Source organism: Bacillus paranthracis (assembly GCF_024296885.1).
Taxonomy (GTDB): domain Bacteria; phylum Bacillota; class Bacilli; order Bacillales; family Bacillaceae_G; genus Bacillus_A; species Bacillus_A paranthracis.
In genome coordinates this window covers 3,796,548-3,821,910 of sequence record NZ_CP101135.1, presented here as the reverse complement: position 1 = coordinate 3,821,910, position 25,363 = coordinate 3,796,548, and the positions used below count along the sequence as shown (strand labels likewise).

Annotated in this window: 29 protein-coding genes, 1 pseudogene and 2 riboswitches; of the genes and pseudogenes, 18 read left to right on the top strand and 12 right to left on the bottom strand. The window is 34.9% G+C overall.

Annotated features, from left to right (window positions below; all coding sequences use genetic code 11):
* Positions 1-113: 113 nt before the first annotated feature.
* From NLJ82_RS19630 to NLJ82_RS19610, 5 genes are all read right to left on the bottom strand, one after another.
* The gene (locus NLJ82_RS19630; RefSeq protein ID WP_000057306.1) at positions 114-626 is read right to left on the bottom strand and encodes a 1,2-dihydroxy-3-keto-5-methylthiopentene dioxygenase; all 513 of its coding nucleotides are present in this window, start codon (positions 624-626) and stop codon (positions 114-116) included.
* Complete coding sequence (locus NLJ82_RS19625; RefSeq protein ID WP_000811326.1) at positions 604-1,242, bottom strand: methylthioribulose 1-phosphate dehydratase; 639 nt, start codon at positions 1,240-1,242, stop codon at positions 604-606. Before NLJ82_RS19625 ends, NLJ82_RS19630 begins: the two co-directional genes overlap by 23 nt.
* A complete protein-coding gene (gene mtnX, locus NLJ82_RS19620) occupies positions 1,239-1,898 on the bottom strand; it encodes a 2-hydroxy-3-keto-5-methylthiopentenyl-1-phosphate phosphatase (RefSeq protein ID WP_000027468.1) in 660 nt (219 codons plus the stop codon). Before mtnX ends, NLJ82_RS19625 begins: the two co-directional genes overlap by 4 nt.
* Positions 1,895-3,139, bottom strand: coding sequence for a 2,3-diketo-5-methylthiopentyl-1-phosphate enolase (gene mtnW, locus NLJ82_RS19615; protein ID WP_000014184.1), 1,245 nt, complete (start codon positions 3,137-3,139; stop codon positions 1,895-1,897). Before mtnW ends, mtnX begins: the two co-directional genes overlap by 4 nt.
* Positions 3,140-3,203: 64 nt before the next feature.
* A riboswitch (SAM riboswitch) is annotated at positions 3,204-3,309 on the bottom strand.
* 64 nt (positions 3,310-3,373) lie between these two features.
* Entirely contained in the window at positions 3,374-4,552 is a 1,179-nt protein-coding gene (locus tag NLJ82_RS19610) for a pyridoxal phosphate-dependent aminotransferase (RefSeq protein ID WP_000834735.1), read from the bottom strand.
* A gap of 14 nt (positions 4,553-4,566) precedes the next feature.
* On the opposite strand from NLJ82_RS19610, the gene NLJ82_RS19605 reads away from it, so the two are divergent.
* The 4 genes from NLJ82_RS19605 (at position 4,567) to NLJ82_RS19590 (ending at position 8,205) form a co-directional block, all read left to right on the top strand.
* The gene (locus NLJ82_RS19605) at positions 4,567-5,430 is read left to right on the top strand and encodes a carbon-nitrogen family hydrolase (protein WP_025991622.1); all 864 of its coding nucleotides are present in this window, start codon (positions 4,567-4,569) and stop codon (positions 5,428-5,430) included.
* 72 nt (positions 5,431-5,502) lie between these two features.
* Positions 5,503-5,644: riboswitch (SAM riboswitch) on the top strand.
* Between the two features lie 91 nt (positions 5,645-5,735).
* The gene (gene mtnK / locus NLJ82_RS19600; RefSeq protein WP_000542705.1) at positions 5,736-6,917 is read left to right on the top strand and encodes an S-methyl-5-thioribose kinase; all 1,182 of its coding nucleotides are present in this window, start codon (positions 5,736-5,738) and stop codon (positions 6,915-6,917) included.
* Positions 6,914-7,969 carry an S-methyl-5-thioribose-1-phosphate isomerase gene (gene mtnA, locus NLJ82_RS19595; protein ID WP_000109054.1) on the top strand — a complete coding sequence of 352 codons (1,056 nt, stop codon included), beginning with the start codon at positions 6,914-6,916 and terminating at the stop codon, positions 7,967-7,969. Before mtnK ends, mtnA begins: the two co-directional genes overlap by 4 nt.
* A gap of 74 nt (positions 7,970-8,043) precedes the next feature.
* Complete coding sequence (locus tag NLJ82_RS19590) at positions 8,044-8,205, top strand: YvrJ family protein (RefSeq protein WP_000393331.1); 162 nt, start codon at positions 8,044-8,046, stop codon at positions 8,203-8,205.
* Between the two features lie 30 nt (positions 8,206-8,235).
* Here the strand turns inward: NLJ82_RS19590 and NLJ82_RS19585 are convergent, their stop codons facing one another.
* The gene (locus tag NLJ82_RS19585) at positions 8,236-9,012 is read right to left on the bottom strand and encodes a 3-hydroxybutyrate dehydrogenase (RefSeq protein WP_000258438.1); all 777 of its coding nucleotides are present in this window, start codon (positions 9,010-9,012) and stop codon (positions 8,236-8,238) included.
* A gap of 195 nt (positions 9,013-9,207) precedes the next feature.
* On the opposite strand from NLJ82_RS19585, the gene NLJ82_RS19580 reads away from it, so the two are divergent.
* The 4 genes and pseudogenes from NLJ82_RS19580 to NLJ82_RS28675 all read left to right on the top strand — a co-directional run.
* Positions 9,208-9,540 carry a PadR family transcriptional regulator gene (locus tag NLJ82_RS19580; protein WP_000107966.1) on the top strand — a complete coding sequence of 111 codons (333 nt, stop codon included), beginning with the start codon at positions 9,208-9,210 and terminating at the stop codon, positions 9,538-9,540.
* Complete coding sequence (locus NLJ82_RS19575; protein ID WP_000950442.1) at positions 9,540-10,307, top strand: DUF1129 domain-containing protein; 768 nt, start codon at positions 9,540-9,542, stop codon at positions 10,305-10,307. The genes NLJ82_RS19580 and NLJ82_RS19575 overlap by 1 nt, the downstream gene beginning before the upstream one ends.
* 13 nt (positions 10,308-10,320) lie before the next feature.
* Positions 10,321-10,989 (top strand): DUF1129 domain-containing protein, encoded by a 669-nt coding sequence (locus tag NLJ82_RS19570; RefSeq protein ID WP_001167279.1) that lies wholly within the window; start codon positions 10,321-10,323, stop codon positions 10,987-10,989.
* A 60-nt stretch (positions 10,990-11,049) separates the two neighbouring features.
* Positions 11,050-11,220, top strand: a pseudogene (locus NLJ82_RS28675) (DNA-binding protein); the annotation flags it as partial.
* A 15-nt stretch (positions 11,221-11,235) separates the two neighbouring features.
* On the opposite strand, the gene NLJ82_RS19565 reads toward NLJ82_RS28675, so the two are convergent.
* Positions 11,236-11,853: an ImmA/IrrE family metallo-endopeptidase gene (locus tag NLJ82_RS19565; protein ID WP_000371612.1), complete on the bottom strand. Its 618-nt coding sequence runs from the start codon at positions 11,851-11,853 to the stop codon at positions 11,236-11,238.
* Positions 11,854-12,013: 160 nt separating this feature from the next.
* On the opposite strand from NLJ82_RS19565, the gene NLJ82_RS19560 reads away from it, so the two are divergent.
* The 3 genes from NLJ82_RS19560 (at position 12,014) to NLJ82_RS19550 (ending at position 14,180) form a co-directional block, all read left to right on the top strand.
* Complete coding sequence (locus NLJ82_RS19560; RefSeq protein ID WP_000288327.1) at positions 12,014-12,307, top strand: DUF3928 family protein; 294 nt, start codon at positions 12,014-12,016, stop codon at positions 12,305-12,307.
* Positions 12,308-12,415: 108 nt separating this feature from the next.
* A complete protein-coding gene (locus tag NLJ82_RS19555) occupies positions 12,416-12,865 on the top strand; it encodes an NUDIX hydrolase (RefSeq protein WP_000540524.1) in 450 nt (149 codons plus the stop codon).
* 139 nt (positions 12,866-13,004) lie between these two features.
* Positions 13,005-14,180, top strand: a complete 1,176-nt coding sequence (locus NLJ82_RS19550; RefSeq protein WP_000552083.1) for an acetyl-CoA C-acetyltransferase — start codon at positions 13,005-13,007, stop codon at positions 14,178-14,180.
* 30 nt (positions 14,181-14,210) lie between these two features.
* Here NLJ82_RS19550 and NLJ82_RS19545 read toward each other — a convergent pair whose 3' ends face one another.
* Positions 14,211-14,963: an AAA family ATPase gene (locus tag NLJ82_RS19545; RefSeq protein WP_000567994.1), complete on the bottom strand. Its 753-nt coding sequence runs from the start codon at positions 14,961-14,963 to the stop codon at positions 14,211-14,213.
* A 10-nt stretch (positions 14,964-14,973) separates the two neighbouring features.
* Positions 14,974-15,243 carry a hypothetical protein gene (locus NLJ82_RS19540; protein WP_000059970.1) on the bottom strand — a complete coding sequence of 90 codons (270 nt, stop codon included), beginning with the start codon at positions 15,241-15,243 and terminating at the stop codon, positions 14,974-14,976.
* Positions 15,244-15,391: 148 nt separating this feature from the next.
* Between NLJ82_RS19540 and NLJ82_RS19535 the strand changes: the two genes are divergently transcribed.
* Both NLJ82_RS19535 and NLJ82_RS19530 read left to right on the top strand, forming a co-directional pair.
* Positions 15,392-16,120 (top strand): DUF4184 family protein, encoded by a 729-nt coding sequence (locus tag NLJ82_RS19535; RefSeq protein WP_001116877.1) that lies wholly within the window; start codon positions 15,392-15,394, stop codon positions 16,118-16,120.
* A 36-nt stretch (positions 16,121-16,156) separates the two neighbouring features.
* A complete protein-coding gene (locus NLJ82_RS19530; protein WP_000973903.1) occupies positions 16,157-16,921 on the top strand; it encodes a hypothetical protein in 765 nt (254 codons plus the stop codon).
* A 47-nt stretch (positions 16,922-16,968) separates the two neighbouring features.
* On the opposite strand, the gene NLJ82_RS19525 is transcribed toward NLJ82_RS19530, so the two are convergent.
* Positions 16,969-17,400, bottom strand: a complete 432-nt coding sequence (locus NLJ82_RS19525) for a DUF3997 domain-containing protein (protein ID WP_000758783.1) — start codon at positions 17,398-17,400, stop codon at positions 16,969-16,971.
* Positions 17,401-17,532: 132 nt separating this feature from the next.
* Between NLJ82_RS19525 and NLJ82_RS19520 the strand changes: the two genes are divergently transcribed.
* The 3 genes from NLJ82_RS19520 (at position 17,533) to NLJ82_RS19510 (ending at position 18,835) form a co-directional block, all read left to right on the top strand.
* Positions 17,533-17,988 (top strand): RDD family protein, encoded by a 456-nt coding sequence (locus NLJ82_RS19520; protein ID WP_000769088.1) that lies wholly within the window; start codon positions 17,533-17,535, stop codon positions 17,986-17,988.
* 174 nt (positions 17,989-18,162) lie between these two features.
* Positions 18,163-18,261 (top strand): hypothetical protein, encoded by a 99-nt coding sequence (locus NLJ82_RS19515; RefSeq protein WP_000145651.1) that lies wholly within the window; start codon positions 18,163-18,165, stop codon positions 18,259-18,261.
* A gap of 64 nt (positions 18,262-18,325) precedes the next feature.
* Positions 18,326-18,835 (top strand): SDR family NAD(P)-dependent oxidoreductase, encoded by a 510-nt coding sequence (locus tag NLJ82_RS19510; RefSeq protein ID WP_000218426.1) that lies wholly within the window; start codon positions 18,326-18,328, stop codon positions 18,833-18,835.
* A 55-nt stretch (positions 18,836-18,890) separates the two neighbouring features.
* Here the strand turns inward: NLJ82_RS19510 and NLJ82_RS19505 are convergent, their stop codons facing one another.
* A complete protein-coding gene (locus NLJ82_RS19505) occupies positions 18,891-19,991 on the bottom strand; it encodes an ABC transporter ATP-binding protein (protein WP_000818923.1) in 1,101 nt (366 codons plus the stop codon).
* Between the two features lie 261 nt (positions 19,992-20,252).
* On the opposite strand from NLJ82_RS19505, the gene malL reads away from it, so the two are divergent.
* Positions 20,253-21,929, top strand: coding sequence for an oligo-1,6-glucosidase (gene malL / locus NLJ82_RS19500; RefSeq protein WP_000415194.1), 1,677 nt, complete (start codon positions 20,253-20,255; stop codon positions 21,927-21,929).
* A gap of 40 nt (positions 21,930-21,969) precedes the next feature.
* Here malL and NLJ82_RS19495 read toward each other — a convergent pair whose 3' ends face one another.
* The gene (locus tag NLJ82_RS19495) at positions 21,970-23,730 is read right to left on the bottom strand and encodes an alpha-glycosidase (RefSeq protein ID WP_000910091.1); all 1,761 of its coding nucleotides are present in this window, start codon (positions 23,728-23,730) and stop codon (positions 21,970-21,972) included.
* Between the two features lie 324 nt (positions 23,731-24,054).
* On the opposite strand from NLJ82_RS19495, the gene NLJ82_RS19490 reads away from it, so the two are divergent.
* The gene (locus tag NLJ82_RS19490) at positions 24,055-25,314 is read left to right on the top strand and encodes an extracellular solute-binding protein (RefSeq protein ID WP_000709919.1); all 1,260 of its coding nucleotides are present in this window, start codon (positions 24,055-24,057) and stop codon (positions 25,312-25,314) included.
* The last annotated feature ends 49 nt before the right edge of the window (positions 25,315-25,363 follow it).

The following is a 25,363-nucleotide window of genomic DNA, read 5'->3' as shown; positions in this document are numbered from 1 at the left end:
AAATCAGGCTTATTTCAAAATGAAATAAGCCTGTTCCATAGGAGGATGTATATATGTAGAGTGAATAAAAGGTTGGAAAAGGGGGTCCAAGACCTTTTATTCAACTAACTACCTTAATAGATTGGAACCCAACCTTCAGTTGTAACAAAAATACGAATAGCTACAACTTGACGATCATCTTGCAAGGTAAAATAATGTCTTGCATTTTCAGGAACAGATATGAGATCGCCTGGCTCAAGTTCAACGTCAAAGAATGTCCCATCTTTTCCTTCAATGGCAAAGATGCCATGACCACTAACAATAAAGCGAACTTCATCATCAGTATGATGGTGTTCTTTTTGAAAATTAATTAATAATTCGTCAAGGTTAGGTGTGCTATTTGAAAGTGAAATTACATCATGTGCTTTATAACCTCGGCGTGCTGAAACATCAGCAATTTCTTTTGAAAACACAGCTAATATTTCAGCTTTGTTTTCATCTGTTAATGAGTAATTTTCTTTTAAATGAGTAGGAAGTTTGGAAATATTCCATTTCTCATATAAAACGCCTTCCTCTTGTAGAAATTTTGATACTTCCACTTCATTTTCAATGCGAGTATTTATTTCATGAATACGAATTTGCGCCATTAGAAACGCCTCCTTGAATTGATAATAGTTTTATATGAAATTGGAATAAAAACTCATAAGCTTCTAATCTTTTCTTTGCATCAAAGCTATCTCGGCCCCATACGGTAATACCATGGTTACGGATTAATACTGCCCCCGAATCTCCCTGTATATGCTTGCGGAAGTTTTCTCCAAGCGTTGGGATATGAGCATGGTTTTCGATAATAGGAATGTGAATTGTTGCATCTTCTTCCCAAATATCGAGAGCTTTAATAATTTCTTGATTTTGAAGTGTGACTGCATCACTATATAAATTTGTGATAACATTGTTATCAGTTGTATGAACATGAAGGACACACCCAGCATTCGTATTGTTATAAATATGTGTATGCAAGATTGTTTCTGCTGAAGGGCGTAATTCAGTCTCTAATACGGGAACCCCTAGATGATCTACTAGTAGAAAGTCATCTGGAGTCGTTTTTGTTTTATCTTTACCGCTTGCTGTAATGAGAAAAGTGAGTGGTTCATGACTAACCTTTATAGAAATATTACCACTCGTTGCTGGAAACCAATTTCGTGTTGTTAATTCTTTTTTTATCTCGCTTAAGTCATACCATTGACGAAAAAGTTGTTTCATAATTTCACCTCCAACAAATGTTTTAATTCAGTTTGAACATCGTGAAACGTTTCAAATGCTGTATAAGAAATATGATTTTCTTCGCATTTTGTAATAAGGAAATCACGAGCGAACACTTTATCCGCTTGTTTCGCAGCTTGTAAATCGGTAATTGAATCTCCAATTACAATATGGAAGTCATTCGTATCACTCAATTTACGGATGAGTGATGATTTACATAATCCGCAATGATTTTGACAAAGACGATCACAAGGATGAGGCCAATTCACCGTAATGTATTCATTTGAAAAATCTGTTTCATTACAGTAAATTTGCTCTTTTGGAATGAGTCCTTGTAAGAGTGGATAGACGAAGAAATCCATTCCACCTGATATAACATAAAAGGAAATGTTGTTTTCATTTACAAATTGTATAAATTCATGAAAACCGTTACGAATTTCAGCAGTCTCTATTAAAAATTGAATAATTTCATCGTGCAGATTAGTAGGTATGAATTGAAATAATTGAGAAACACCTTCTTGAATAGATAGCTCTTGTGATAAAATTCTATTCTTTACTTCTTCAGCTTCTGGTGGTGCGAATTTTTCCATAATGGACATAATGTTATCATTATTTGTAATCGTGCCATCGAAATCACAAAATACTTGAATACTCATAATTTCACCTCATGAGAGGGATTTCCCCATATTTGTAGTGCGCTATGCAAATTTATGTCATCTACTTCATGGAGTGGTTTATTTTGCAAAGTAGCATCAATTGCAGCACGGAAAGCTTTACCGCCGCCCTGCGCCCCATTTGGATGTCCATGTATTCCGCCACCAGCATTAATAACAACATCTTTACCGAAATCTCGTGCAATAAAGGGAACGAAACCAGGATGAATACCAGCAGACGGAACAGAAAAGCTCTTCTTGAAAAATGCATCGTCTTCAGTTAAATATTTTGAGATAGCAAGAGCCTCCTCTTTTTCTAGCGCAACACTTCCGTATGGAGATGGGAATAATGAAAAGTCAGCCCCAGCATAACGTAGTAGCTTTCCAAGTAATAATGGTGATGAAACTCCATATAACTTGGATGCTGAATAAGCACCACTTACAGCAGGATGTGCCATAATAGGAACTGGGATTTCATCATCTTCTGCAAGTGATTGTAGTACATCTAGTCCGTAAGAGAATACGTTAAATAATAGAATATCGGCTCCAGCTTGCACTGCACGTTTCGCATTTTCTTTTAAATCAAAAGTTCGTCCTGTTAAATTTACGGCATATAACGTTTTATGTCCGTACGTTTCATATACGGATTGTAAAACTTCTTTTCCAGATACGATGCGTTTCGTAAGTGGTGTTAATGCATTTTCAAATAATATTTCATCATCTTTTACGATATCTACACCACCAATTGCTTGATCGCGTAATTGCGTTTTTAAATACCCAATATTTCGTCCAATCATTCCTTTAAAAATACTCATTAAAAGGGGACGATCATGTACTTGTAAAAGATTTCGAATACCATCTATCCCGAATTTTGGACCAGGAAAATGTTTTTTTAACTCGTCTGAAAAAGTTAAGTCAATTAATTTTACTTCGCCATCAAGAGATAGCTTTCCGAATGTAGTTGTTAAAATAGCTGGTAAATCTGGACTGAAATTTAATAACGGATATTCAATTTTAATAATTCCGCGTTTTACTTTTTTACGTAAATACGAATTGGTATGTTCATGTTCAGCTAATTCCTCAACATGAATGACGTTGCCTTTATGTTGTTTTAATTGTTCTTGCAATAAATGTGGCAAATGTGTCCAAGAGCCAATTGTTAAACCGAGTGCAATTTGTTCAGCTTTTTTTTCTAAGTTATGTGAATCATCATGGATTAAATATGTCGCTATAATTCCGCTCATTGTTATAACCTCCTAGTTAAATAAAAAAACCTCTCAGCTAAGGAGAGGTTTTTTTACAACCAGCTCCTTATCTGTCAGCGTAATGCTGCGAGAATTAGCACCGTGTCTACAATTGTAGATCGGTTGCCGGGTTTCGTCGGGCTCGTCCCTCCACCTGCTCTTGATAAGAAGTATTTAGAAATGTTTAAATTTTTAAGATAACTGAATTTTGTCAGATATTTTTCATGTTGTCAATTACTTTTTGAAAAAATTTAATTTATCAATTCGATTAATGGCTTCTCGTAATCTATCTTCTGTATGCAAGAGACCAACACGGACGTACCCTTCACCATACTCACCAAATCCAACACCAGGAGCAACTGCGACATGTGCTTTTTCTAGTAAAATATTAGAAAATTGCTCAGAAGTATATCCTTTTGGAACAGGAAGCCATGCAAAAAATGACCCTGTTGGAATGTCTACATTCCAACCAATTGAGTGACAAGCTGAAATAAGAGCGTTTCTTCGAGATTCGTAACTATTTACAAGGTCTATGACGCAAGACTGTGAACTTAATAGTGCTTCGCGGGCAGCATCTTGAATGGCACCAAAAATACTAACATACATATGATCTTGTAATAAGTTAATTGTTTCAATGACACTTTCATTCCCTACCGCAAAAGCGATGCGCCAGCCAGCCATATTGAAAGTTTTCGATAATGTGTAAATTTCGATTCCTGTATCTTTGGCACCATCTGCTTGTAAGAAACTAACAGGTTTTTGACCATCGAATCCAATCGCACCGTAAGCAAAATCATGAACGACTAATATATTATGTTTATTAGCAAAATGAATGGTTTCATCAAAGAAATCTTTTGATGCAGTAGCACCGGTCGGATTATTTGGATAGTTTAAAAACATTAATTTTGCACGCTCGGCAATAGAGTCGTCAATTTTTGTATAATCCGGTAAAAACTTATTTTCTGCAATAAGCGGCATTGTTTCAAATTGTGCTTTCGCTAAAGCAACTCCTGATAAATAATCTGGATAGCCTGGATCGGGAACGAGAATGGTATCACCAGGGTTTGTAAAGCAAACTGGTAATTCTACTAATCCAGCCTTTCCACCAAACAATATAGCAACTTCAGTTTTCGGATTTACTACTACATCATATTCACGTTGATAGAATGTTGCCACGGCTTCTTTTAAGCTTTCATGTCCGCGAAATGGCGGATATTTATGATGAATGGTCTTGTCTGCAGCATCTTGCAAAGCTTTTACGATATGCTGCGGTGTTGGTTGATCTGGATTACCTTGACCTAGATTAATAACATCGTGACCAGCTGCTACAACTTTGTTAACTTTTGCAACAAGTGAAGCGAAAAATTGTGTTGGCAATGATGTTACTATCTCAGAAGGTTGAAATGATTTCATACTTTCCACCTCTTTTGAAAGTTGTTACAATTCTAGTGACAAATGATATAATCTTTCCAGTATTTTGTAAAGAAAAAAATAAGAATGGGGCTGAAAAAATGAAAGTCGCATGTATTCAAATGGATATTGTCTTTGGAGATGTAGAAAAAAATATTGAGAATGCTAAAAATAAAATAAGTGAAGCGATGAAAGAAAGACCAGATGTTATTGTTTTACCAGAACTATGGACAACAGGTTATGATTTAACGAGACTCTCTGAAATTGCAGATAGGGATGGATTGGAAACGAAAGAAAAGTTGATAGAATGGTCGAAACAATATGGTGTACATATTGTTGGTGGTTCTATAGCAAAGCAAACGGAACAAGGTGTTACAAATACAATGTATGTTGTAACGAATAAAGGAGAACTAGTCAATGAATATAGTAAAGTGCATTTATTTCAGCTTATGGATGAACATAAATATTTAATCGCTGGAAATCGTACTGGTGAATTTAAGTTAGATGATGTAGAGTGCGCCGGCACCATTTGCTATGATATTCGTTTTCCGGAGTGGATGCGCGTTCATACTGCTAAAGGTGCAAAAGTTTTATTTGTTGTAGCTGAATGGCCATTAGTTCGTTTAGCGCATTGGCGTTTACTATTACAAGCAAGAGCAGTTGAAAATCAGTGTTATGTTGTAGCATGTAATAGGGCAGGGAAGGATCCAAATAATGAGTTTGCTGGCCATTCTTTAATTGTCGATCCTTGGGGCGAAGTTGTTGTAGAAGCAAATGAAGAAGAATCAATTCTATTTGGAGAGCTTACATTCGAGAAAATTAAAGAAGTACGCAAAGGAATTCCAGTTTTTGCGGATCGACGTCCAGAATTATACAAATAAAATGTTGACAAGTGATTTTTATTCTTGGTATAGTCTTCAACATAAAGTTAAAAATTCTAAAAAATTATACAACTCTTATCAAGAGCAGGTGGAGGGATTTGGCCCGATGAAGCCCAGCAACCGACCGTAATACCATTGTGAAATGGGGCGTTTATGACGCCAAAAGGCACGGTGCTAATTCCAGCAGAAAGTAAAACTTTCTGGCAGATAAGAGGGGAGAAGATAAACTTCAAACCTCTTTCTTAGTGGAAAGAGGTTTTTCTGTGTTAGAAAAACCTCTGAATTAAAAAAAGGGGGAGAAGACGATGGGATATTATTCATTAACAGAAGTAACCGCTGTACAATATGCGAAAGAACATGGCTATTTTGAAAAGAAAGCAAATGTAGTTTGTCATGAAATTGGAGATGGAAATTTAAATTACGTGTTCAAATTAGATGATGGAGAGAAGTCTATTATAATAAAACAAGCACTACCATATGCGAAAGTAGTTGGTGAGAGCTGGCCGTTGTCTATAAAAAGAGCGACGATTGAAAGTAAGGCGCTGCAAATTTTTGCAAAGTATGTGCCGGAATATGTGCCGGTAGTGTATAGTCATGATGAAGAATTAGCGGTAACAATCATAGAAGACTTATCAAAATTAACTATTACAAGAAAAGGATTAATAGATGGAGAAGAGTATCCACTTCTATCCCAGCATATCGGTCGTTTTCTAGCGAATGTTTTATTTTATACTTCAGATTTTGGTTTACAGTCAGAAGAGAAAAGGGTACTAGAAGGTACATTTGTAAATCCAGACCTTTGCAAAATTACAGAAGATTTAGTGTTTACAGATCCGTTTGGGCATTACGATACGAATGATTATGAGTCGGAGTTACAATTGGCTGTAGATGAACTATGGAGTGATAAAACTTTAAAACTAAAAGTAGCGCAATATAAATATAAATTTTTAACGAGAAAAGAGGCACTCATTCATGGAGATTTACATACTGGAAGTATTTTTTCATCACCTTCTGAAACGAAAGTGATTGACCCAGAATTTGCAACGTACGGTCCATTTGGATTTGACATCGGGCAATTTATTGCAAATCTATTATTAAATGCTCTATCTAGAGAGGAAGAACAGAGAAGTGTGCTATTTTTCCATATTGAGAAAACATGGAGCTATTTCGTAGACACTTTTACGAAGTTATGGATTGGAGAAGGTGTAGAAGCATATACGAAAGAGAAACAATGGTTGCCGATTATTTTGCAAAATATTTTTACGGATGTGGTCGGATTTGCTGGATGTGAGCTTATCCGAAGAACAATTGGCTTAGCACATGTAGCTGATTTAGATGAAATAGCAAATAAAGAAACGAGAATTCAAGCTAAGAAACAAGCGTTATCCTTAGGTAGAGAACTAATAAAATATGAATCTAAGAACGCTGATATTCAACTGTTCCGAGCATTATTCCAACAGACAGTTTCTGGAGGGGTAAAAGCATGAGTACAGTTGTTACGATTCCGAGGTCTGTCAGTTGGAAAGGTGATGCCATTGCAGTATTAAATCAAACAAAGTTGCCGCATAGCACAGAATACAAAACATTAACGACGATTGAAGAGGTATGGAAAAGTATTGTCATGCTAGAAGTACGAGGAGCACCTGCAATTGGAATTGTAGCTGCATTTGGCTTGGCGCTTGCATCAAAAAAATATACTACTTTACATATTGAAGAATTTCAAAAGAAGTTTAATAGAGATTGTAATTATTTAGGGACGTCACGCCCGACAGCAGTCAATTTATTTTGGGCAATCGATCGTATGAGAGAATCTATTCAAGAAATTACTACAATAAAAGAAGCGCAAAAAATATTAGAAGAAGAAGCGCTTCGTATTCAGCAAGAAGATGAAGCGGTATGCCGGAGTATTGGAGAACATGCATTAACATGCTTTAAAGACGGTGATAACATTTTAACAATTTGTAACGCTGGCAGTATTGCAACTGCTAAATATGGTACTGCATTAGCACCGTTTTATATTGGGAAAGAAAAAGGTGTACATTTACATGCATATGCATGTGAAACGAGACCGGTTTTACAAGGCGGTCGCTTAACGACCTGGGAATTAAAACAGGCAGGTATTGATGTAACACTTATTACAGATAATACGGCAGCTCATGCTATTCAAACGAAAGAAATCAACGCAATTATTGTAGGAGCGGACCGAATTGTCGCAAATGGGGATACAGCAAATAAAATCGGAACGATGAATTTAGCTATATTAGCAAAGTATTTCGATATCCCGTTCTACGTTGCAGCTCCACTATCTACATTTGATATTACGAAACAAACAGGTGCAGAAATTGTTATTGAAGAAAGAGATGAAACAGAAGTTACGAAAATTTTTGGGAAACAGGTAACGCCAGTTGGAACTACTGTTTATAATCCTGCATTTGATGTAACACCGAATGAATTAATTACAGGTATTATTACTGAGCAAGGTATTATACGTGGAGATTATAAGCGAGAAATTGCATCATTGTTTGAAAAAACAAGCTAATACATAATAGCTTGTTTTTCTATGCCTAAATGTGTTCTTTTTTCTTATTTATATAATGAAGGGAGGAGAAAAAGATGGAAGAGTGGATCAAGATGATAGGTAATGTAGGGTTTCCAATTGTTGTAACATTATATTTACTTCATCGAATTGAAAGTAAATTAGATGGGGTAATTGTTGCAATAGAGAAGTTGCCACGGCAATTACTACAGTATGATGATCCTCGCGATAAAAAATAAAGTTTGCTCTTCGTGAGCAAACTTTATTTTTTATTGAGCAGTATAACCACCATCGATAACGACAGCTTGTCCAGTTATACCTTTAGCTTTTTCGCTCGCTAAAAACATCGCATAATCAGCAATCTCTTGTACTTGTAATAAGCGTTTTTGTGGGACAAGTGGATAAATGACATCCTCTAAAACATTTTCAAGTGGTACATTTCGTGTAGTGGCCAAGTCTTGTAATTGATTCCGTACGAGAGGGGTATCGACATAACCGGGACAAAGCGCATTAACAGTAATTCCGTGAGTAGCCCCTTCTAAAGCGGCAACTTTTGTTAATCCAATTACACCATGTTTTGCGCTATTATAAGCAGCTTTTCCAGCGAATCCAACGAGGCCATTAATGGAAGCTACATTAATAATTCGGCCATATTTTTGCTTTTTCATAATGGGAAAGGCATGCTTAACGGCGATAAAAGGAGCGATTTGCATAATTTTAATGAGTAGCTCGAATTTTTCGGTTGGAAAATCTTCAATTGGTGAAACGTGTTGCATGCCTGCGTTATTAATTAATATGTCTAATGAACCGAAATGAGTAACAGTTTGAGAAATGGATGCTTCTATTTCTTCTTCGGATGTAACATCACATTTTAAGCCGATAGCTTGAAAGCCCTCTTTTTGTAGTTGTTCAGCAGCTTCTTTTGCACGTTCTTCAAGACGATCGGTAATAACAACTTTTGCCCCTTCTTTTGCAAAAGCGTTTCCCATTTCATATCCAATACCACTTGCAGCACCTGTTAAAAAAACAACTCGATTTGTAACCATGATGAAAAACATCCCTTCGTAATAAAGTTCTCATATTGCTCTATTTAGAGAGTGGATAAGAAAAATCCTGCAAAGATTTGGAAAAATATTGTTGGCTATCTTGTTTTGCAAAATAGTTTCTGCTATACTATTTTGTAAAGCAAGATACTTACGCTTATCTATCTTGTAAAACAAGATAGTAGGAGGATTTGAATTATGTCGACAAGTCAAATGCTGAAAGGGATTTTAGAAGGATGCTTACTTGCTATTATTTCTGAAGGTGAAATATACGGTTATGAAATGAGTGAGAAGCTAGCAAAGTATGGCTTTACAATGGCGAGTGAGGGAAGTATTTATCCGTTATTAATACGAATGCAAAAAGAAGGATTCATAAAAAGTGTAATGAAGGAATCCCCATCTGGTCCAAAACGGAAGTATTATACGTTAACAGAAAATGGCGAAGATGCACTGGATGAATTTATGGATCGCTGGGAAGCGATGCAAAGTAGTGTGGAACGTCTACTTGAAGGGAAGGGGAGAAGAAAATAATGCTATCAAATGAAGCACGAAAATTTTTATTAGATATGAGATTGTTTTTGACTGCAAAGAGTGTGAAAGAAAGCGATATTGAAAGCTTTATTGAAGACGCAGAACTTCATTTAATAGAAGGTGAGAGTGATGGGAAAAGTGTAGAAGAAATTTTCGGAAGCTCACCGAAAGAATATGCAAATGAACTTGTAAAAGTGATGGAAAGGGATAGACAGGAAACGTGGAAGCAAATTGGTTTTACAGTAATGAATATCGTATCGTTTTGGATTATTGCTTCTATCCTAATAGTGAATAACGGATTATTACAGATGTCACTTATTCAGTGCGTTGGATATAGTTTGTCATTGATTTTAGTTGTGATAGGTCCTAATTTTCTACTTCGCAAAATGACCTTCGTAACAAGTTTTACAAAAACATGGTTTGCTATGTGGTCGTTAGTCATAATCGCACCAATGTTTCTAATAGGGGCTGTAACGATATTAGATGTGATTTATCCTACAAAAATGTTTATATTCACCCAAATGCAAAGTTATATATTAGCTGGTAGTATTTTCATCATTACAGTAGCAATCAATATATATTTTAATGGATGGTTTAAAAACTTATATTTAATCATCCCGCTTTCTATTATGTTAGTGTTTAAAACATTTACATCAGAAGACCTTGTTCCAATGTTATTTCAAATTATATGTTTATACGGAAGTTTGTTTATTTTAATTTTTGTTGAAATTATGATGAAGACGAATAGAAGAGAAGCGATTAAATAAGGGAGGGAGTATCATGCAGATTTCTAAAGAAGGAGAAAAGTTTTTAATCGATACGAAAGTGTATTTATCAACAAAAGGAATGAAAGAAGAAGATGTGGATGCCTTTTTAGAAGATGCAGAGCTTCATTTAATAGAAGGTGAAAAAAGAGGCAAGAATGTAGAGGATATATTTGGTGATTCACCAAAGGAATATGCAAATCAACTTGTAAAAGAAATGCAAGTTGATTATAAACGGAATTTAGGATGGCTAGCTACAGCTGTTATGAGTATATTATGCTATTGGACTATTCCAGATCTTTTATTTCGAAATTTAAATGAACCTTATACCATTTCTTTAATAGGATTAATCGGATATCCGGTTATCTTACTGTTAATGATTATGGGAGGGGTTTTATTTTTAAGAGGTGCTAGTTTTCAAAGGAGTATGTTGAAAAAAGGCTTACTGCTATTTGGAGCAGTAATACTCACTTATTTACCAATATTAATAATGTTCTTAAAGGGTTGGTACAGTTTTCCTTTATATGAACTCCCTCAATTAGGAAGATATTTAATTGGAGGAGTTATGCTATTGATAACAACGATTGTGAATGTTCGGTCTCTTGGTTGGATTGGTTTACTTGTTTTAGGAATCCCAATTTTTATGATATTTATGGTTGAACAAATAGTCAGAGTGTATTTCTAAGAAGAAGCTCTAGAAATACAAAGGATAATCATATTTATATTTTATATTATAATATTGTGATATATTTTGTTCTTCGGTTTAATAGGAAAGTGGCTGCTCTGGATATGCAAAAAAATATTTCCAAAGAAATATTATATAGGGATTTTTAGAGTAATTGTATTTATGTTTAGTTGTATATTTGCATCCGTTGCAGCCGGAATGTGGTTTATTGATTGGAATCTATTGTTTTAAACAGTAACAAAATCGTTACTGTTTTTTTCTTTGCAATAAAGAGCTTTGTAAAGAGAGAGCTTTTTGTTCGTTCGTTAATAGAGACTGAATATGGACATTTTCAGGGCGAGGGACGATCGGATACATAAGATTTGTTGGAGAAGGATGGTGCTCCGAGCCAGTTGGGGAATGAGGATCTGCGTGAGTAAGTTTTCCGTGAACACGTCTTGTAAATAAAATATGACCAATTTCATGAGCGAGCGTATATATATTTTTCATAGGAGCAGCCGAGTTTGTTAAAACGATATACCCTGTAAGTTGCTGTTGTTTTGCTAAAGAGTAGGCACAGGCAATTACTGCTGTTTCTTTGAAATAATCACTGCCAATATAACAAATGTAAAGGTCGCATTCAGGAGCTTCATTTACACAAGTTTGAAAAAAGGATGCTAATTTTTCCTGACTTTGAATAGAATCTTTATAACTAATTTCACGGTCAGAAAAACGAAAAAGTTCATTTAAAACAATTACTTCTTGAATTTGAAATGTAATGGGGTGCCAAATTGATTCTGCAACTGCTAAATCTTTTGCAATACGGTCATCAGAAATATCGGCGCCTGGCGTAATGCAAATACATATATTGACGTATGGATCCATAAGGAACACCTCAACTGAAAAAATTCTTTCTATAATATATGTTGGGAAAAGATCCTATGTATGGATAAACGCCTTGTTTATTACAAGTCGAAAAAATTTCATAGTTCTATAACATGGTTTGGCTGTCTTTTTGATATAGTAAAGGAAAGGGGGAGAATATATGTATACATTAAAAATCGTTTCAGACAGAGAAGCACTGTATCAATTTGCAAGTTATGTAAGAGTTGTACAAGGGGTGGAAGATGTATATGTAGAGGTGGGAGAACCTTTATATGAACATCCTTTAATGAAATTTTATGTACATATTAAGCTTGAGGAAACATATGAGCAACATAAAGCGTTACAAGAAATAGCAAGATTAGTAGAATTAGGGCGTTTTACATATGTCCATTATCGTAATGATGAAATAGAAGAAGCTTTTGAAGCTGTAAAATATGAAAGTTTTAAGAAATAAAGGTGAAAAAAGGGAGCGAAAGCTTCCTTTTTTTCTTTAAAATTACATCAACAAAAGGAGAAAAATTTTGTTATGATAAGGGAGGGTGAGGAAAGGAGAGTTTACATATTGGGGTATATTGAAGAGTTACGCAAAGTCGTTGGTACAAGGCCGCTTATTCTAGTAGGATCAGCAATTATTATCTTAAATGATAATCAAGAAGTATTGCTTCAATATCGTTCAGATACATATGATTGGGGTGTACCTGGTGGAGCGATGGAGCTAGGAGAAACGACAGAAGAAACTGCTCGTAGAGAACTATTTGAAGAGACGGGACTAAATGCGAAAATTATGCAATTTATCGGGGTTCTTTCGGGAAAAGAAGTGTACTTCCAATATCCAAATGGAGATGAAATTTTTAATGTCATTCATCTGTATCAGGGGCATCATGTGAGCGGGGAATTAAGGCTTGACCATGAAGGATTACAGCTTCAATATTTTCCTGTAGATAAGTTACCGAATTTGAATAAAACAACTGAGAAAATTTTACAAAAATTTCTATATGCATTAACAGAATAGAAGGTTAATTCCTTCTATTTTTATTATATTAAATATTTTGATTTTTTAGTATGTTTATAGTATGATAGGTGTAGACATACATCTTATGGAATTTCACCTAAAAACTGACTAGGGTACATAAGAGAGGGGCAAGTGCAAAATGCATAATGTTGTTATTACAGCTGCAGTTCGTTCGCCAATTGGAACTTTTGGGGGAGCGCTAAAAAATGTAACGCCAGTAGAATTAGCTGTTCCTGTACTTCAGGAAGCTGTAAAACGAGGCGGGGTAGAACCACACGAAGTTGATGAAGTGATTTTAGGTCATTGTATTCAAAGAACTGATGAAGCAAATACGGCAAGAACGGCTGCATTAGCGGCAGGATTTCCTGACACAGTTACAGGTTATACAATCCAACGCCAATGTTCTTCAGGTATGCAAGCAATTATGTCGGCTGCAATGCAAATTCAATTAGGTGTAAGTGAAGTTGTCGTTGCAGGTGGAGTAGAAGCAATGAGTTCAAGCCCTTATGCATTAAAACAACACCGCTGGGGACAACGCCTACAACACGGAGAAATTCGTGATACGGTGTGGGAAGTATTAGAAGATCCAATTCATCATATTATGATGGGGGAAACAGCGGAAAATTTAGTTGAACAATATGAAATTACAAGAGAGGAACAAGATGAAGTTGCGCTTCGTAGTCATACATTGGCATTGAAGGCAATCGAGTCTGGATACTTTGACGATCAAATTGTTCCTATTACAATAAAAGAACGTAGAAAAGAAGTAGTATTTTCAAAGGATGAACATCCACGTGCTGACATTACAGCAGAAAAATTAGCAGGATTAAAACCAGCTTTCCGTAAAGACGGATCTGTAACGGCAGGGAATGCATCTGGCCTGAATGACGGAAGTGCGGTTCTAGTATTAATGAGCGAAGAAAAAGCGAAAGAAAAAGGCTTACAACCGTTAGCTAGAATTGTTGGATATTCAGTAGCTGGAGTAGATCCAAAAATTATGGGTATTGGACCAGCACCAGCAATTCGTAAAGGGTTAGAAAAAGTAGATTGGTCATTAGAAGATGCAGATTTGCTGGAAATTAACGAAGCTTTCGCTGCACAATACTTAGCTGTAGAGAAAGAATTAGGTTTAGATCGTGAAAAGGTGAATGTAAACGGTAGTGGTGTAGGACTTGGACATCCAATCGGTTGTACAGGAGCTCGTATCACTGTAAGCTTAATTCATGAATTGAAAAGACGCGGATTAGAAAAAGGAATTGCCTCTCTATGCGTCGGCGGCGGTATTGGGGTAGCATTATTTATAGAAGCACTATAAAAAAAGAAGCAGCAATCGCTGCTTCTTTTTTTATGATTCAAATAAATGATGAAATAATCGATCACGATTTTCAAAGAAAAGTTTCGTCGTTTGGTAATGCTCAGTTTCTTCTAATGTGGATTCATGAATCCCTTCTTGTGTTAGAGAATATATAGTGGATTCAGGATAAGCCATTAAAATAGGAGAATGCGTTGCGATAACAAATTGTGAACCTTGTTCCGCTAGTTCATGCATTCGAATGAGCATAGAAAGTTGTCTCATTGGTGATAGAGCGGCCTCGGGCTCATCTAAAATGTATAAGCCTTGTCCTGAAAAACGATTCATAAATAAGGAGAAAAATGACTCACCGTGTGATTGGGCGTGTAGTGAAGTACCACCATATGAGTCAATAATTGGATTTCCACGTGCTTCTGAATCGGCATCCATTTCATCAATATAAGAAGCAACATTATAAAACGATTCAGCACGAAGAAAGAAACCATCGTTTGGTGTATTGAAACTTTTGGAAATTCGAAGATGTTCATGTAAAGATGAATGTGAATCGTTTGTACTAAAACGGAAGTTTTTCGTTCCACCTTCTGCATTAAATCCTAAAGCAATTGCAATCGCTTCGAGTAATGTTGACTTCCCCGTTCCGTTTTCTCCAATAATGAATGTTACATTTGGATGGAAAGCTAGTGATTGTAATGTTCGAATAGCGGGTAAACAGTAAGGATATGCGGAGAAACTAGGGATATTTTCTTTTTTTAATGTGACATTTTGTAAAAAGGGTACGTCAATCAATATAGAAACCTCAATTCATAACGGATTTTGATTCTAAAAAAGCAGCAAATACAAGGGTAAGACAACTTGCAAATAGTATTGTATATTGAAGTGCGCCAAAGCCAAGACCTTCCCAGCCGAAAGTCATTCTCTTCCATATGAAAATAAAAAGAATGCTTATAAAACCAACGAGAGCAGGTATATATTTTATAATTTTGTAGTGCTTCCATAGATAGAAGCCAATGTATGTACTTAAAAACAAGGTAAACAGAACAAGAAAAAAGACAAGTGTTAATGACACGTGAATCCCTCCTTATTTTCTGAATATTTTATGTGGATTATATCATTTAAACTATCATATTCCAATGTGAAAATAAATATTGCATGGAGATTATTCATGTCGTTATGATAGTATGTAATCTATTGTAATTATAAAAAGGAGTTAAAACATGCCGTTTACATTTGCACATCCAGCAGCAGTTCTTCCTTTTGCAAAAAAGTATTCTCAACATATTTCAGTAACGGCTCTTATATTAGGTAGTATGGCGCCTGACTTTGAATATTTCCTACACTTTAGACCGTATGGTGTAATTGGGCATACGTGGCTTGGATTCTTATATTTTAATTTACCACTCGTATTTTTATTAGCATACATATATCACTACATTTTAAAAAAGCCGTTTATAACACATTTACCTAAACCATTTGCTGGCTACTATACATATGCAGTAGATGAGAGGTGGGGGCTTTATACAAGGAAAGATTTCTTTGTATTTTGTTATTCAGCATTATTCGGTATGTTAACGCATGTTGTTTGGGATGCATTCACTCATAAGACAGGCTATTTTGTTATGAAAATACCATTATTGCAAAGAGAATGGTACGGTATCTCTGTTTATAAATATATGCAACATGGAAGTACATGTATTGGTTTTCTGTTATTAGTATACGTTTTATGGAAGTGTAGAAATGAAATGGGTAAAGACCTTATTTTAGCTTCGGAAAAAATAAAATATTGGATTCCGATAATTGTTGTGGCAGCTATTATATTTATCGTGCACGCGTTCGTAGATCCCTATTTTCATATTTTCCAAATAGGGGGTATAATAGTATCTGGACTGACAAGTTCGTTTTGTGGACTTCTCATTGTTTCTATAGTTTACAAAGCAAAGGACTAATTAATATTAATGAATGATAGTGTTAGGAGAAATTATATGATGAAAGCATGGAAAAGTATTTTTGTTTTATGTAGTTTTCTTCTTATGTTAAGTGGTTGCTTCCATCAAGAAGAAAAGAAAGTTGAACCGAAGAAGAAAGAATCTATTCCTGAAACAAAAGAATATGGTGGGCGTGAGCTGAAAAAAGTAGGACAAAAAGTGAAAGAAACTGGATGGGGTACTTTTAAGTTAGAGCAGATTCATTCAGTAAATCAAACATTTGAAGTAGCACCAATGAAAATTCACGTACAAGATGTGAAAGTAATCTCTTTATCACAGATGAGTAAAGATGCAAAAAATACATTAAAAGTATATACGGCATTAACTCCTGAAGAAGTAAAGCGTAGATTAGGAGATAAAGTCAGTCAAGAAGATGCGGAGTTATATGCATCGCTAAGTGGTACAGAGATTAGTGATACGATTCGTTACGTTGAAATTACATATAAGGTGGAAAATAGCGGGAATAAAAATATACAATTTTTCTCTATGAATGATGTTGCGATTAATGATAAACAACATTTTAAAGTAGCAACGCAAAACTTTTTATATGATGAAGATACGCTCGTTGGTACAAAAAATGTATCAAGGGAAGACTATAAGCCTGGTGAAACAAGAGATGGTATTATCGGCCTAATACTTGATGATGGAAAAGAAAAGGTAAAGGATATTAAATTTACAACAGATAATGTAATCGCAGCAAATACAGAAACGCAAGATGTTGTAAAAGAGCCACAAACTTTTAACATCTCACTTTCTGAGTAAGTTGTTTTTAAATATATGTAAGAAAAAAACAGTCAGCGCTCAAACTATTATGCTGACTGTTTTTTCTGTTCTTCTATGTATGAATCTACACTTTGAAAAGGTACCTTAATTTTAAACGCATCTTTTTGTTCATGAAATTGTTTTTCATTATAGGGGCCAAAACGTTTATTATGCTTTACGTCAATAATCCAATAATGCTCGCTTTTTTTATTTGCAATTGCTGCGTCAGGATTATTAGGATCTGACTTTTCCTCAGTTTGTTTTGCAATAATGTATTTATCATCCCAGGCTATGTCTGTAATTTTTGCAGGAATGTATTGTGTGGCATATACAGCATCTTGCGTGGGGAAAAGTTCAAATGCATTTCCAGAAGTACGTATGAGTTCGTATTCATCGTTAATCGTATATGTTATATGATTTGTATTTCCAGCACAACCGGCTAATAGGAATGCGACGAATAGGATTATCCATTTTTTCAATATGGGAACCTCCTTTACAATGCTGTTGTAACACATTGTACAAGAAAAGTAAGAGAAACGCTAGTTTACAATGTTTTTTAGAAGTGGTACGATGAGACGGGTAAAGAAGGATATGAAGGAGTCGACATAAAAATGAAGTTAAAGATGCATCGTCCAGCGCTTGTAATGAACCGCATAGGTGCTTCCCTAATTGACATGTTTTTAATCTCGGTTATGTATGGTGCAGTAGTAGCTGTTATGACTGGAAATTATAGTGCTATTTTTAATCGCTTTAATATTAGTTTTGGCGATTATAGATATGATCTTGCAGTAGTTTTTATATTAATGGCGATATATTTTATTTTGCTACCCTTTATTTGGAACGGTGTAACACTTGGTAAAAAGGTAACGAGAATAAAATTAATTTCATTGAAGAGTGAAAAGTTAACATTACAAACATTAACGATTCGATTTTTTGTATTGTTATTACCGAACATATTACTGCTTGGAATTCCGATATTATGTAACGTATATATGATGTTATTCCGCAAAGATAATTGTGGTTTTCAGGATTTAATTACAAAAACGAAAGTGATAAGTCTTGTATAACAAAAAGAGACCTTTTTATGTAAAAAGGTCTCTTTTTGTTATACAAATATATTTTAATGGATATATAATAGGGAAAAAGTTAATCTATATCATTTTCGAATTTAATAGATTGAAAATTAAGAAAATGTTATAATGATTAAAATAATATGTTTATATAATAAGGGGGAAATTGAAGTGACTGGAGGTAGCGTAATCTTTTGGGGGATTTTAATTTTCATCGGTTTAGTTTTCGATCAGCGTAATAATAAGAAAAAAGAAGGAGTAAAAAAGTAACCGTTTACAAATGAGTAAGCAACTTTTCTTGCTTGCAGACTAATCTCATAAAGGAGTATACTGAATGACGGTAAGACTTATAGAAGGGGTAATGAAAATGAAGCTTGCAGGAAAAGTTGCTATCGTAACTGGCGGTGGCATCGGTATTGGACGTAATACAGCTCTTTTGTTGGCTAAACAAGGCGCAAAAGTAATTGTGACGGACATTGATCAAGAAAGTGGACAAGCAACAGTGGAGGAAATTACGAATCTAGGCGGAGAAGCACTTTTTGTATCCTATAATATGGAAAAACAAGGAGATTGGCAACGCGTAATCAGCATTACTTTGAATGCATTCAGTCGCATTGATATGCTTTTTCAAAATGCTGGTTTATATAAAATAGATTCTATATTTTCACGCCAACAAGAGAACGATTCCAATGTACTTTGTATTAATGACGTATGGATAGAGATAAAACAATTAACGTCATCTTTTATGAAACAGCAAGAAGAAGTGGTGCTAAGTGACTTACCGATTTTCGGTATTATTAGCACGAAAGGACAATCATTTCATACAGTAGAAGCCCTCGTATAATAGTGAAAACCGCCCTCAATATATGTGGACGGTTTTTTTGTATGAAAATTATTTTTTAACGAATGCGTTGTTCGTTTTGACTATCAAAGAAATGCGCTTTATTCATATCAAATGCTAGTTTAATTTGGTCACCAGGTGAAAATGTATGTCTTGCATCAACACGTGCTGCAAAATCTTGATTTCCAAGTTTCATATATAAAATAGATTCAGCACCTAATAACTCAGCAACTTCAATTTTTGTTGTGAAGGCAGTAGATTGTGAAGCTTCTAAAAATAATAGTTCATCATGAATGTCCTCAGGACGAATACCTAAAACAATGTCTTTATTTACATAGCCTTGTTCACGTAATATCTTCATTTTTCCTTCAGTTACTTTAATTTTTGCAGCATTATCTATAACGAAATCGGTTTCAGTTAATTTACCACGGAAGAAATTCATCGCTGGAGAGCCGATAAATCCACCAACAAAAATGTTTTCAGGTGTTTCATATACTTCTTTTGGAGTACCGATTTGTTGAATTTTTCCGTCTTTCATAACAACAAGACGAGAAGCCATTGTCATCGCTTCAGTTTGATCATGCGTTACATAAATTGTTGTCGTACCAAGGCGGTGGTGTAACTTAGAAATTTCTGAGCGCATTGCAACACGTAATTTAGCGTCTAAGTTAGATAATGGCTCATCCATTAAGAACACTTTCGCGTCTCGAACGATTGCTCTCCCTAACGCAACACGTTGACGTTGTCCACCAGATAATGCTTTCGGTTTTCTATCTAAATATTGTTCCAGTCCTAAAATTTTTGCTGCATCTTTTACACGACGATCAATTTCATCTTTTGGTATTTTTCTAAGTTTTAATCCAAATGCCATATTATCATATACACTCATATGTGGATATAGGGCATAGTTTTGGAAGACCATTGCGATATCGCGATCTTTTGGAGGGACATCATTCATTAGCTTACCATCAATTGAAAACTCTCCTTTTGAAATATCTTCTAGTCCAGCAACCATTCGTAATGTTGTAGATTTTCCGCATCCAGAAGGACCGACAAATACGATAAATTCTTTATCTTGAATGTGTAAATTGAAGTCTGTTACAGCTGTTACATTATTATCATATATTTTATAAATGTTTTCTAATTTCAGTTCTGCCATGGTATTTCCCCCTAGAAATAATTATGCAAACGTTTTCTTTGAGTTCATTATAAACGAATAGATTCAAAAAATAAACAAAAAAATAAAACGTTTTCATATATTGGATAGTTATTAGTGATTTTCATATGTTTTCTTAGAAAAATAAGAATAAAAGTTGTAAGCGCTATTTTAAATTAAGATAGAATCTGTTATCATTCATTAATGAAAACGTTTGCGCCTTAAAAAGAGAAAATCGAATTATGAATGAAATGGGGTAGCATAATGGAAAAACAGTGGTGGAAAGAAAGTGTAGTATATCAAATTTATCCTCGTAGCTTTATGGATAGCAACGGTGATGGCATCGGGGATCTTCGTGGTATTATTTCAAAGTTAGATTACTTAAAAGAATTAGGGATTGATGTAATTTGGTTATCACCAGTCTATGAATCTCCAAATGATGATAATGGTTATGATATAAGTGATTATTGTAAAATTATGAATGAGTTCGGAACAATGGAAGATTGGGATGAGCTATTACATGAAATGCACGAACGTAATATGAAACTTATGATGGACTTAGTTGTTAATCATACTTCTGATGAACATAATTGGTTTATTGAATCACGTAAATCAAAAGATAATAAATATAGAGATTACTATATATGGCGCCCTGGAAAAGAAGGAAAAGAGCCGAATAACTGGGGAGCAGCGTTTAGCGGATCTGCATGGCAGTATGATGAAATGACAGATGAATATTATTTACATCTGTTTTCTAAAAAACAGCCAGATTTAAATTGGGATAATGAAAAGGTAAGACAAGATGTTTATGAAATGATGAAGTTTTGGTTAGAAAAAGGAATTGATGGCTTCCGTATGGATGTTATTAATTTTATTTCTAAAGAAGAGGGATTACCAGCTGTTGAAACAGAAGAAGAGGGGTATGTTTCAGGTCATAAGTATTTTATGAACGGTCCAAACATTCATAAATATTTACATGAAATGAATGAAGAAGTATTGTCTCATTATGATATTATGACGGTTGGTGAAATGCCTGGTGTAACGACAGAAGAAGCGAAATTGTATACCGGGGAAGAACGAAAAGAACTGCAGATGGTATTCCAATTTGAACATATGGATTTAGACTCAGGAGAAGGCGGAAAATGGGATGTAAAACCATGTTCACTTCTTACTTTAAAAGAGAATTTAACGAAGTGGCAAAAAGCATTAGAACATACAGGCTGGAATAGTCTGTATTGGAATAACCATGATCAGCCTCGTGTTGTATCTCGTTTTGGTAATGATGGAATGTATCGCATTGAATCTGCGAAAATGTTAGCGACGGTGCTTCATATGATGAAAGGAACACCTTATATTTATCAAGGCGAAGAAATCGGAATGACAAATGTTCGATTTGAATCGATTGATGAATATCGAGATATTGAAACATTAAATATGTATAAGGAAAAAGTGATAGAGCGCGGTGAAAATATAGATAAAGTGATGCAGTCTATTTATATAAAAGGCAGAGATAATGCTAGAACACCGATGCAGTGGGATGATAAAGATCATGCTGGATTCACAACAGGTGAGCCCTGGATTACGGTAAACCCTAACTATAAAGAAATCAATGTGAAACAAGCGATCCAAAATAAAGATTCAATTTTTTATTATTATAAAAAATTAATTGAGTTACGCAAAAATAACGAAATAGTTGTGTATGGATCATATGATTTAATATTGGAGAATAATCCATCTATTTTTGCATATGTAAGAACGTATGGAGAAGAAAAACTTCTTGTTATTGCAAACTTTACTGCGGAAGAATGTGTATTTGAATTGCCTGAGGACATTAGTTATAGTGAAGCAGAGTTATTTATACACAATTACGACGTAGAGAATGGACCGATAGATAACATGACATTACGTCCGTATGAAGCAATCGTGTTCAAATTGAAATAAGAAAAATCCTTATACCACTTTGGTATAAGGATTTTTTTGGTTACCATTTTAATATGGAGAATCCATATGGAGGAAGTGTAACTTGTAATACACTTGCTTCCGCTGAAAATTCTTCGTTTGTATAAATATTAATGATTTTCTTTCCAGTAACATGGAGAGGCAGTGAAGCTGTAATATCACTATTAGTCGGATTTAAAACGAAAAAGATAGTTTCATCTTCATATGTTTTTGTATAAGAAATATAATTATGTTCATCATTTGCTTCAATGAATTGGAAAGTACCATGTCCTCCAAATGCTTTATATTGCTTTCGTAACGAAATTAATGTTTGTACATGTGTAAATAATAGATGATCTTGTTCTTTCGTATCCCAAACCATACATTTGCGGCAATCAGGGTCCATACCGCCATCCATACCAATTTCGTCTCCATAATAAATACAAGGAGAGCCGATGAAAGAAAGGTGGAATACATAAAGTAACTTTAACTTATTTTTATCTCCGTTACATGTTGTCAATATTCTTGGTGTATCATGGCTGTCTAATAAATGAAATGCTGCTTCATTTACATTCATAGAGTAGGAATGTAGAGATTCTATAATTTGTTTCATAAATTCATTTGCCTTAATGGAATTGTTAGCAAAGTAAGACAGTAGAGCGTTTGTAACAGGGTAGCTCATTACAGCATCAAATTGATCTCCTTGTAGCCAAGGAAGTGCATCGTGCCAAATTTCTCCTAAAATATATACTTCAGAATTTAATGCTTTTATCTCACTTCGGAACTCTCTCCAAAATTTATGGTCGACTTCATTTGCTACATCAAGGCGCCAACCGTCTATATTGAATTCTTTTACCCAATAACGCCCTACTTCAAGTAAGTATTCTTTTACATCCGGGTGTGCAGTGTTTAATTTCGGCATATACGGTGTAAACGCGAAAGTATCATAATTCGGAAGTGGCTCAGTTCTAATTGGGAACTCATGAATATGAAACCATTCTTTATATGCTGACTGTTCACCATTTTTTAGTACGTCTTGAAATTTATCGAAAAAGTATCCACTGTGATTGAATACGGCATCGAGCATTACTTTTATACCGTGTGTATGACATGCCTCAACAAGTTCTTTGAATGTTTCTTTTGTGCCAAATTGAGGATCGATTTCCATGTAGTCAATTGTGTCATATTTATGGTTTGAATGTGCTTTGAAAATAGGTGTGAAATATATTCCTGAAATTCCAAGCTTAACAAGGTAATCGAGGTTTTGCATAATACCAGCAAAATCTCCGCCGAAAAAATTAGTTGGAGTTGGTTCAGCGCTGCCCCAAGGAAGGGTGTTTTCTGGATTCAACGTATGATCTCCATTAGCGAACCGTTCTGGGAAAATTTGATACCAAACAGTATCTTTAATCCAGGAAGGTGCTTTGAATACATCATTTGCATGAATAAATGGAAAACAGAAAAAGTTACCAACGTCATCATTTGGAATGCTGGAAAAAAATCCGCGTTCTGCATAAATAAGCGTTTCTGTCTCTGCTTTTAATTCAAATCCATAACGTAAGCGCTTAAATTTTGGCTCGATGGAAATGGACCAATAATCAAATAATGCAGTAGAACCAGTTTTTTTCATCGGTGCACTTGAAGAAATCCACTTCCCGTCTGTCCATTCATAAGGATCACCATAAATAAGATTGGTGCTTTGAACATCGTCTCTTTTCGTACGTATTCGGATATGAATCGTTTTTTCATCGTAAGCGTATGCGTAATTATCTTTTGGCCTATGATAGATGGCGTCTTTAAGCATATAAAAAATCCCCCTTTACTATCTCTATGCATATTGTTCCCTTAAGTATAATATTAAAGCATATGTTGCAAACGATTGCTTTTTGCATAGCTTTAATATTGCTTATAAGAGTAGTATTCATTTCATATAAAGTCAATCTATAAAGAGTGTAGTAATAATATTTTAAAAATTAATATTTGCAAAATGAATAAAAGAATGTATAATGATAGACAAATAGCGCAAACGTTTTCATAGATTAAGATATCGTTTGCGCTTCTATTAAACTATTCAATGCAAACGTTTTCAATTAGTAAGGTACATATACAATTCAGGGAGGTTTTTGGGATGAAGAAAGCATTATCATTATTAACGGTTTCAGCATTATCAATTGGTATGTTATCTGCATGTGGACCGAAAGATTCAGGGAAAAAAGAAGAAAGTAAAGCAAAGAAAGATTACGATCTACTCGTTTGGGAAGATGATAAAAAAGGTGTTGGGTTAGAACCAGCAGTGAAAAGCTTTGAGGAAAAATATAAAGTAAAAGTAAAAGTTGTTGAAATGCAAATGACAGATCAAGTGAAGAAGTTACGCCTTGATGGACCAGCGGGGACGGGACCAGATGTTGTAACATTGCCACATGATCAAATCGGAAATGCAGTAACAGAAGGTTTACTTTCTGAAGTGAAAGCTGATGATGCTGTAAAGAGTAAATTTACTGATTCATCAATAGAAGCACAGACATATAACGGAAAATTATATGGTTTACCAAAAGCAATTGAGACACCAGTCTTTATTTACAATAAAAAACTAATGCCAAAAGCGCCAGAAACGATGGACGAGCTGTTTAACTTCTCAAAAGAATTTACGAAAGATGGCAAGTACGGATTTTTAGCATTAGGAGATAACTTCTACTTTGCTAATGCATTCATGGCAGGTATGGGTGGTTATGTGTTTGGTGAAAAAGATGGAAAGCCAAATGCAAGTGATGTTGGATTAAATAATAGCGGAGCAGTACAAGGTGCTGAGTATCTTCAAAAATGGTACAAAGAAAAGTTATTCCCGAAAGGTATTATCGGTGAATCTGGTGGACCTGCTGCTGATGGGCTATTTAATGAAGGAAAAGCAGCATCTATCATGAACGGCCCTTGGGCGTTCCAAGCAATGGAAAAGAACGGAATTGATTATGGCGTTGCTCCAATGCCGAAATTACCAAATGGTCAACCAATGAAAACGTTTGTTGGGGTTAAAGGATGGCATGTAACAAGTTTCTCTAAACAAAATGATTTAGCTACAAAGTTCACTGAATGGGTAACGAATGAAGAAAACGCAAAAACTCGATTTGAGAAGACGAAAGAAATTCCTCCAGTAAAAGCAGTAATGGAAGATCCAATTATTAAAGATAACGAAGCTGCAAAAGCAGTTGCAACACAATCTGAAAATGGAATTCCAATGCCAAACATTCCAGAAATGCAAGAAGTATGGAAACCAGCTGGAGATGCGCTTCAATTAGTTGTTACGGATAAAGAGGCACCAAAAGCAGCACTTGATAATGCAGTGAAGCAAATTAAAGGTAATATTGAGGCAAATCATAGTAAGAAAAAATAAGGTGAAATTCGTGCCTCTAATATGAGGGGCACGAATTCTCTCCCAAGAA

What these genes read in the sequence shown, in the direction of transcription:
- NLJ82_RS19610 (WP_000834735.1), bottom strand. Translation starts at nt 4,552, where the DNA reads ATGAAATCATTTCAACCTTCTGAGATAGTAACATCATTGCCAACACAA.
- NLJ82_RS19530 (WP_000973903.1), top strand. Translation starts at nt 16,157, where the DNA reads ATGATGAAAGCATGGAAAAGTATTTTTGTTTTATGTAGTTTTCTTCTT.
- NLJ82_RS19560 (WP_000288327.1), top strand. Translation starts at nt 12,014, where the DNA reads ATGTATACATTAAAAATCGTTTCAGACAGAGAAGCACTGTATCAATTT.
- NLJ82_RS19495 (WP_000910091.1), bottom strand. Translation starts at nt 23,730, where the DNA reads ATGCTTAAAGACGCCATCTATCATAGGCCAAAAGATAATTACGCATAC.
- NLJ82_RS19565 (WP_000371612.1), bottom strand. Translation starts at nt 11,853, where the DNA reads ATGGATCCATACGTCAATATATGTATTTGCATTACGCCAGGCGCCGAT.
- NLJ82_RS19505 (WP_000818923.1), bottom strand. Translation starts at nt 19,991, where the DNA reads ATGGCAGAACTGAAATTAGAAAACATTTATAAAATATATGATAATAAT.
- NLJ82_RS19535 (WP_001116877.1), top strand. Translation starts at nt 15,392, where the DNA reads ATGCCGTTTACATTTGCACATCCAGCAGCAGTTCTTCCTTTTGCAAAA.
- NLJ82_RS19585 (WP_000258438.1), bottom strand. Translation starts at nt 9,012, where the DNA reads ATGGTTACAAATCGAGTTGTTTTTTTAACAGGTGCTGCAAGTGGTATT.
- NLJ82_RS19590 (WP_000393331.1), top strand. Translation starts at nt 8,044, where the DNA reads ATGGAAGAGTGGATCAAGATGATAGGTAATGTAGGGTTTCCAATTGTT.
- NLJ82_RS19580 (WP_000107966.1), top strand. Translation starts at nt 9,208, where the DNA reads ATGTCGACAAGTCAAATGCTGAAAGGGATTTTAGAAGGATGCTTACTT.
- NLJ82_RS19630 (WP_000057306.1), bottom strand. Translation starts at nt 626, where the DNA reads ATGGCGCAAATTCGTATTCATGAAATAAATACTCGCATTGAAAATGAA.
- mtnX (WP_000027468.1), bottom strand. Translation starts at nt 1,898, where the DNA reads ATGAGTATTCAAGTATTTTGTGATTTCGATGGCACGATTACAAATAAT.
- NLJ82_RS19520 (WP_000769088.1), top strand. Translation starts at nt 17,533, where the DNA reads ATGAAGTTAAAGATGCATCGTCCAGCGCTTGTAATGAACCGCATAGGT.
- mtnW (WP_000014184.1), bottom strand. Translation starts at nt 3,139, where the DNA reads ATGAGCGGAATTATAGCGACATATTTAATCCATGATGATTCACATAAC.
- NLJ82_RS19550 (WP_000552083.1), top strand. Translation starts at nt 13,005, where the DNA reads ATGCATAATGTTGTTATTACAGCTGCAGTTCGTTCGCCAATTGGAACT.
- NLJ82_RS19510 (WP_000218426.1), top strand. Translation starts at nt 18,326, where the DNA reads ATGACGGTAAGACTTATAGAAGGGGTAATGAAAATGAAGCTTGCAGGA.
- malL (WP_000415194.1), top strand. Translation starts at nt 20,253, where the DNA reads ATGGAAAAACAGTGGTGGAAAGAAAGTGTAGTATATCAAATTTATCCT.
- NLJ82_RS19490 (WP_000709919.1), top strand. Translation starts at nt 24,055, where the DNA reads ATGAAGAAAGCATTATCATTATTAACGGTTTCAGCATTATCAATTGGT.
- mtnK (WP_000542705.1), top strand. Translation starts at nt 5,736, where the DNA reads ATGGGATATTATTCATTAACAGAAGTAACCGCTGTACAATATGCGAAA.
- NLJ82_RS19570 (WP_001167279.1), top strand. Translation starts at nt 10,321, where the DNA reads ATGCAGATTTCTAAAGAAGGAGAAAAGTTTTTAATCGATACGAAAGTG.
- NLJ82_RS19625 (WP_000811326.1), bottom strand. Translation starts at nt 1,242, where the DNA reads ATGAAACAACTTTTTCGTCAATGGTATGACTTAAGCGAGATAAAAAAA.
- NLJ82_RS19575 (WP_000950442.1), top strand. Translation starts at nt 9,540, where the DNA reads ATGCTATCAAATGAAGCACGAAAATTTTTATTAGATATGAGATTGTTT.
- mtnA (WP_000109054.1), top strand. Translation starts at nt 6,914, where the DNA reads ATGAGTACAGTTGTTACGATTCCGAGGTCTGTCAGTTGGAAAGGTGAT.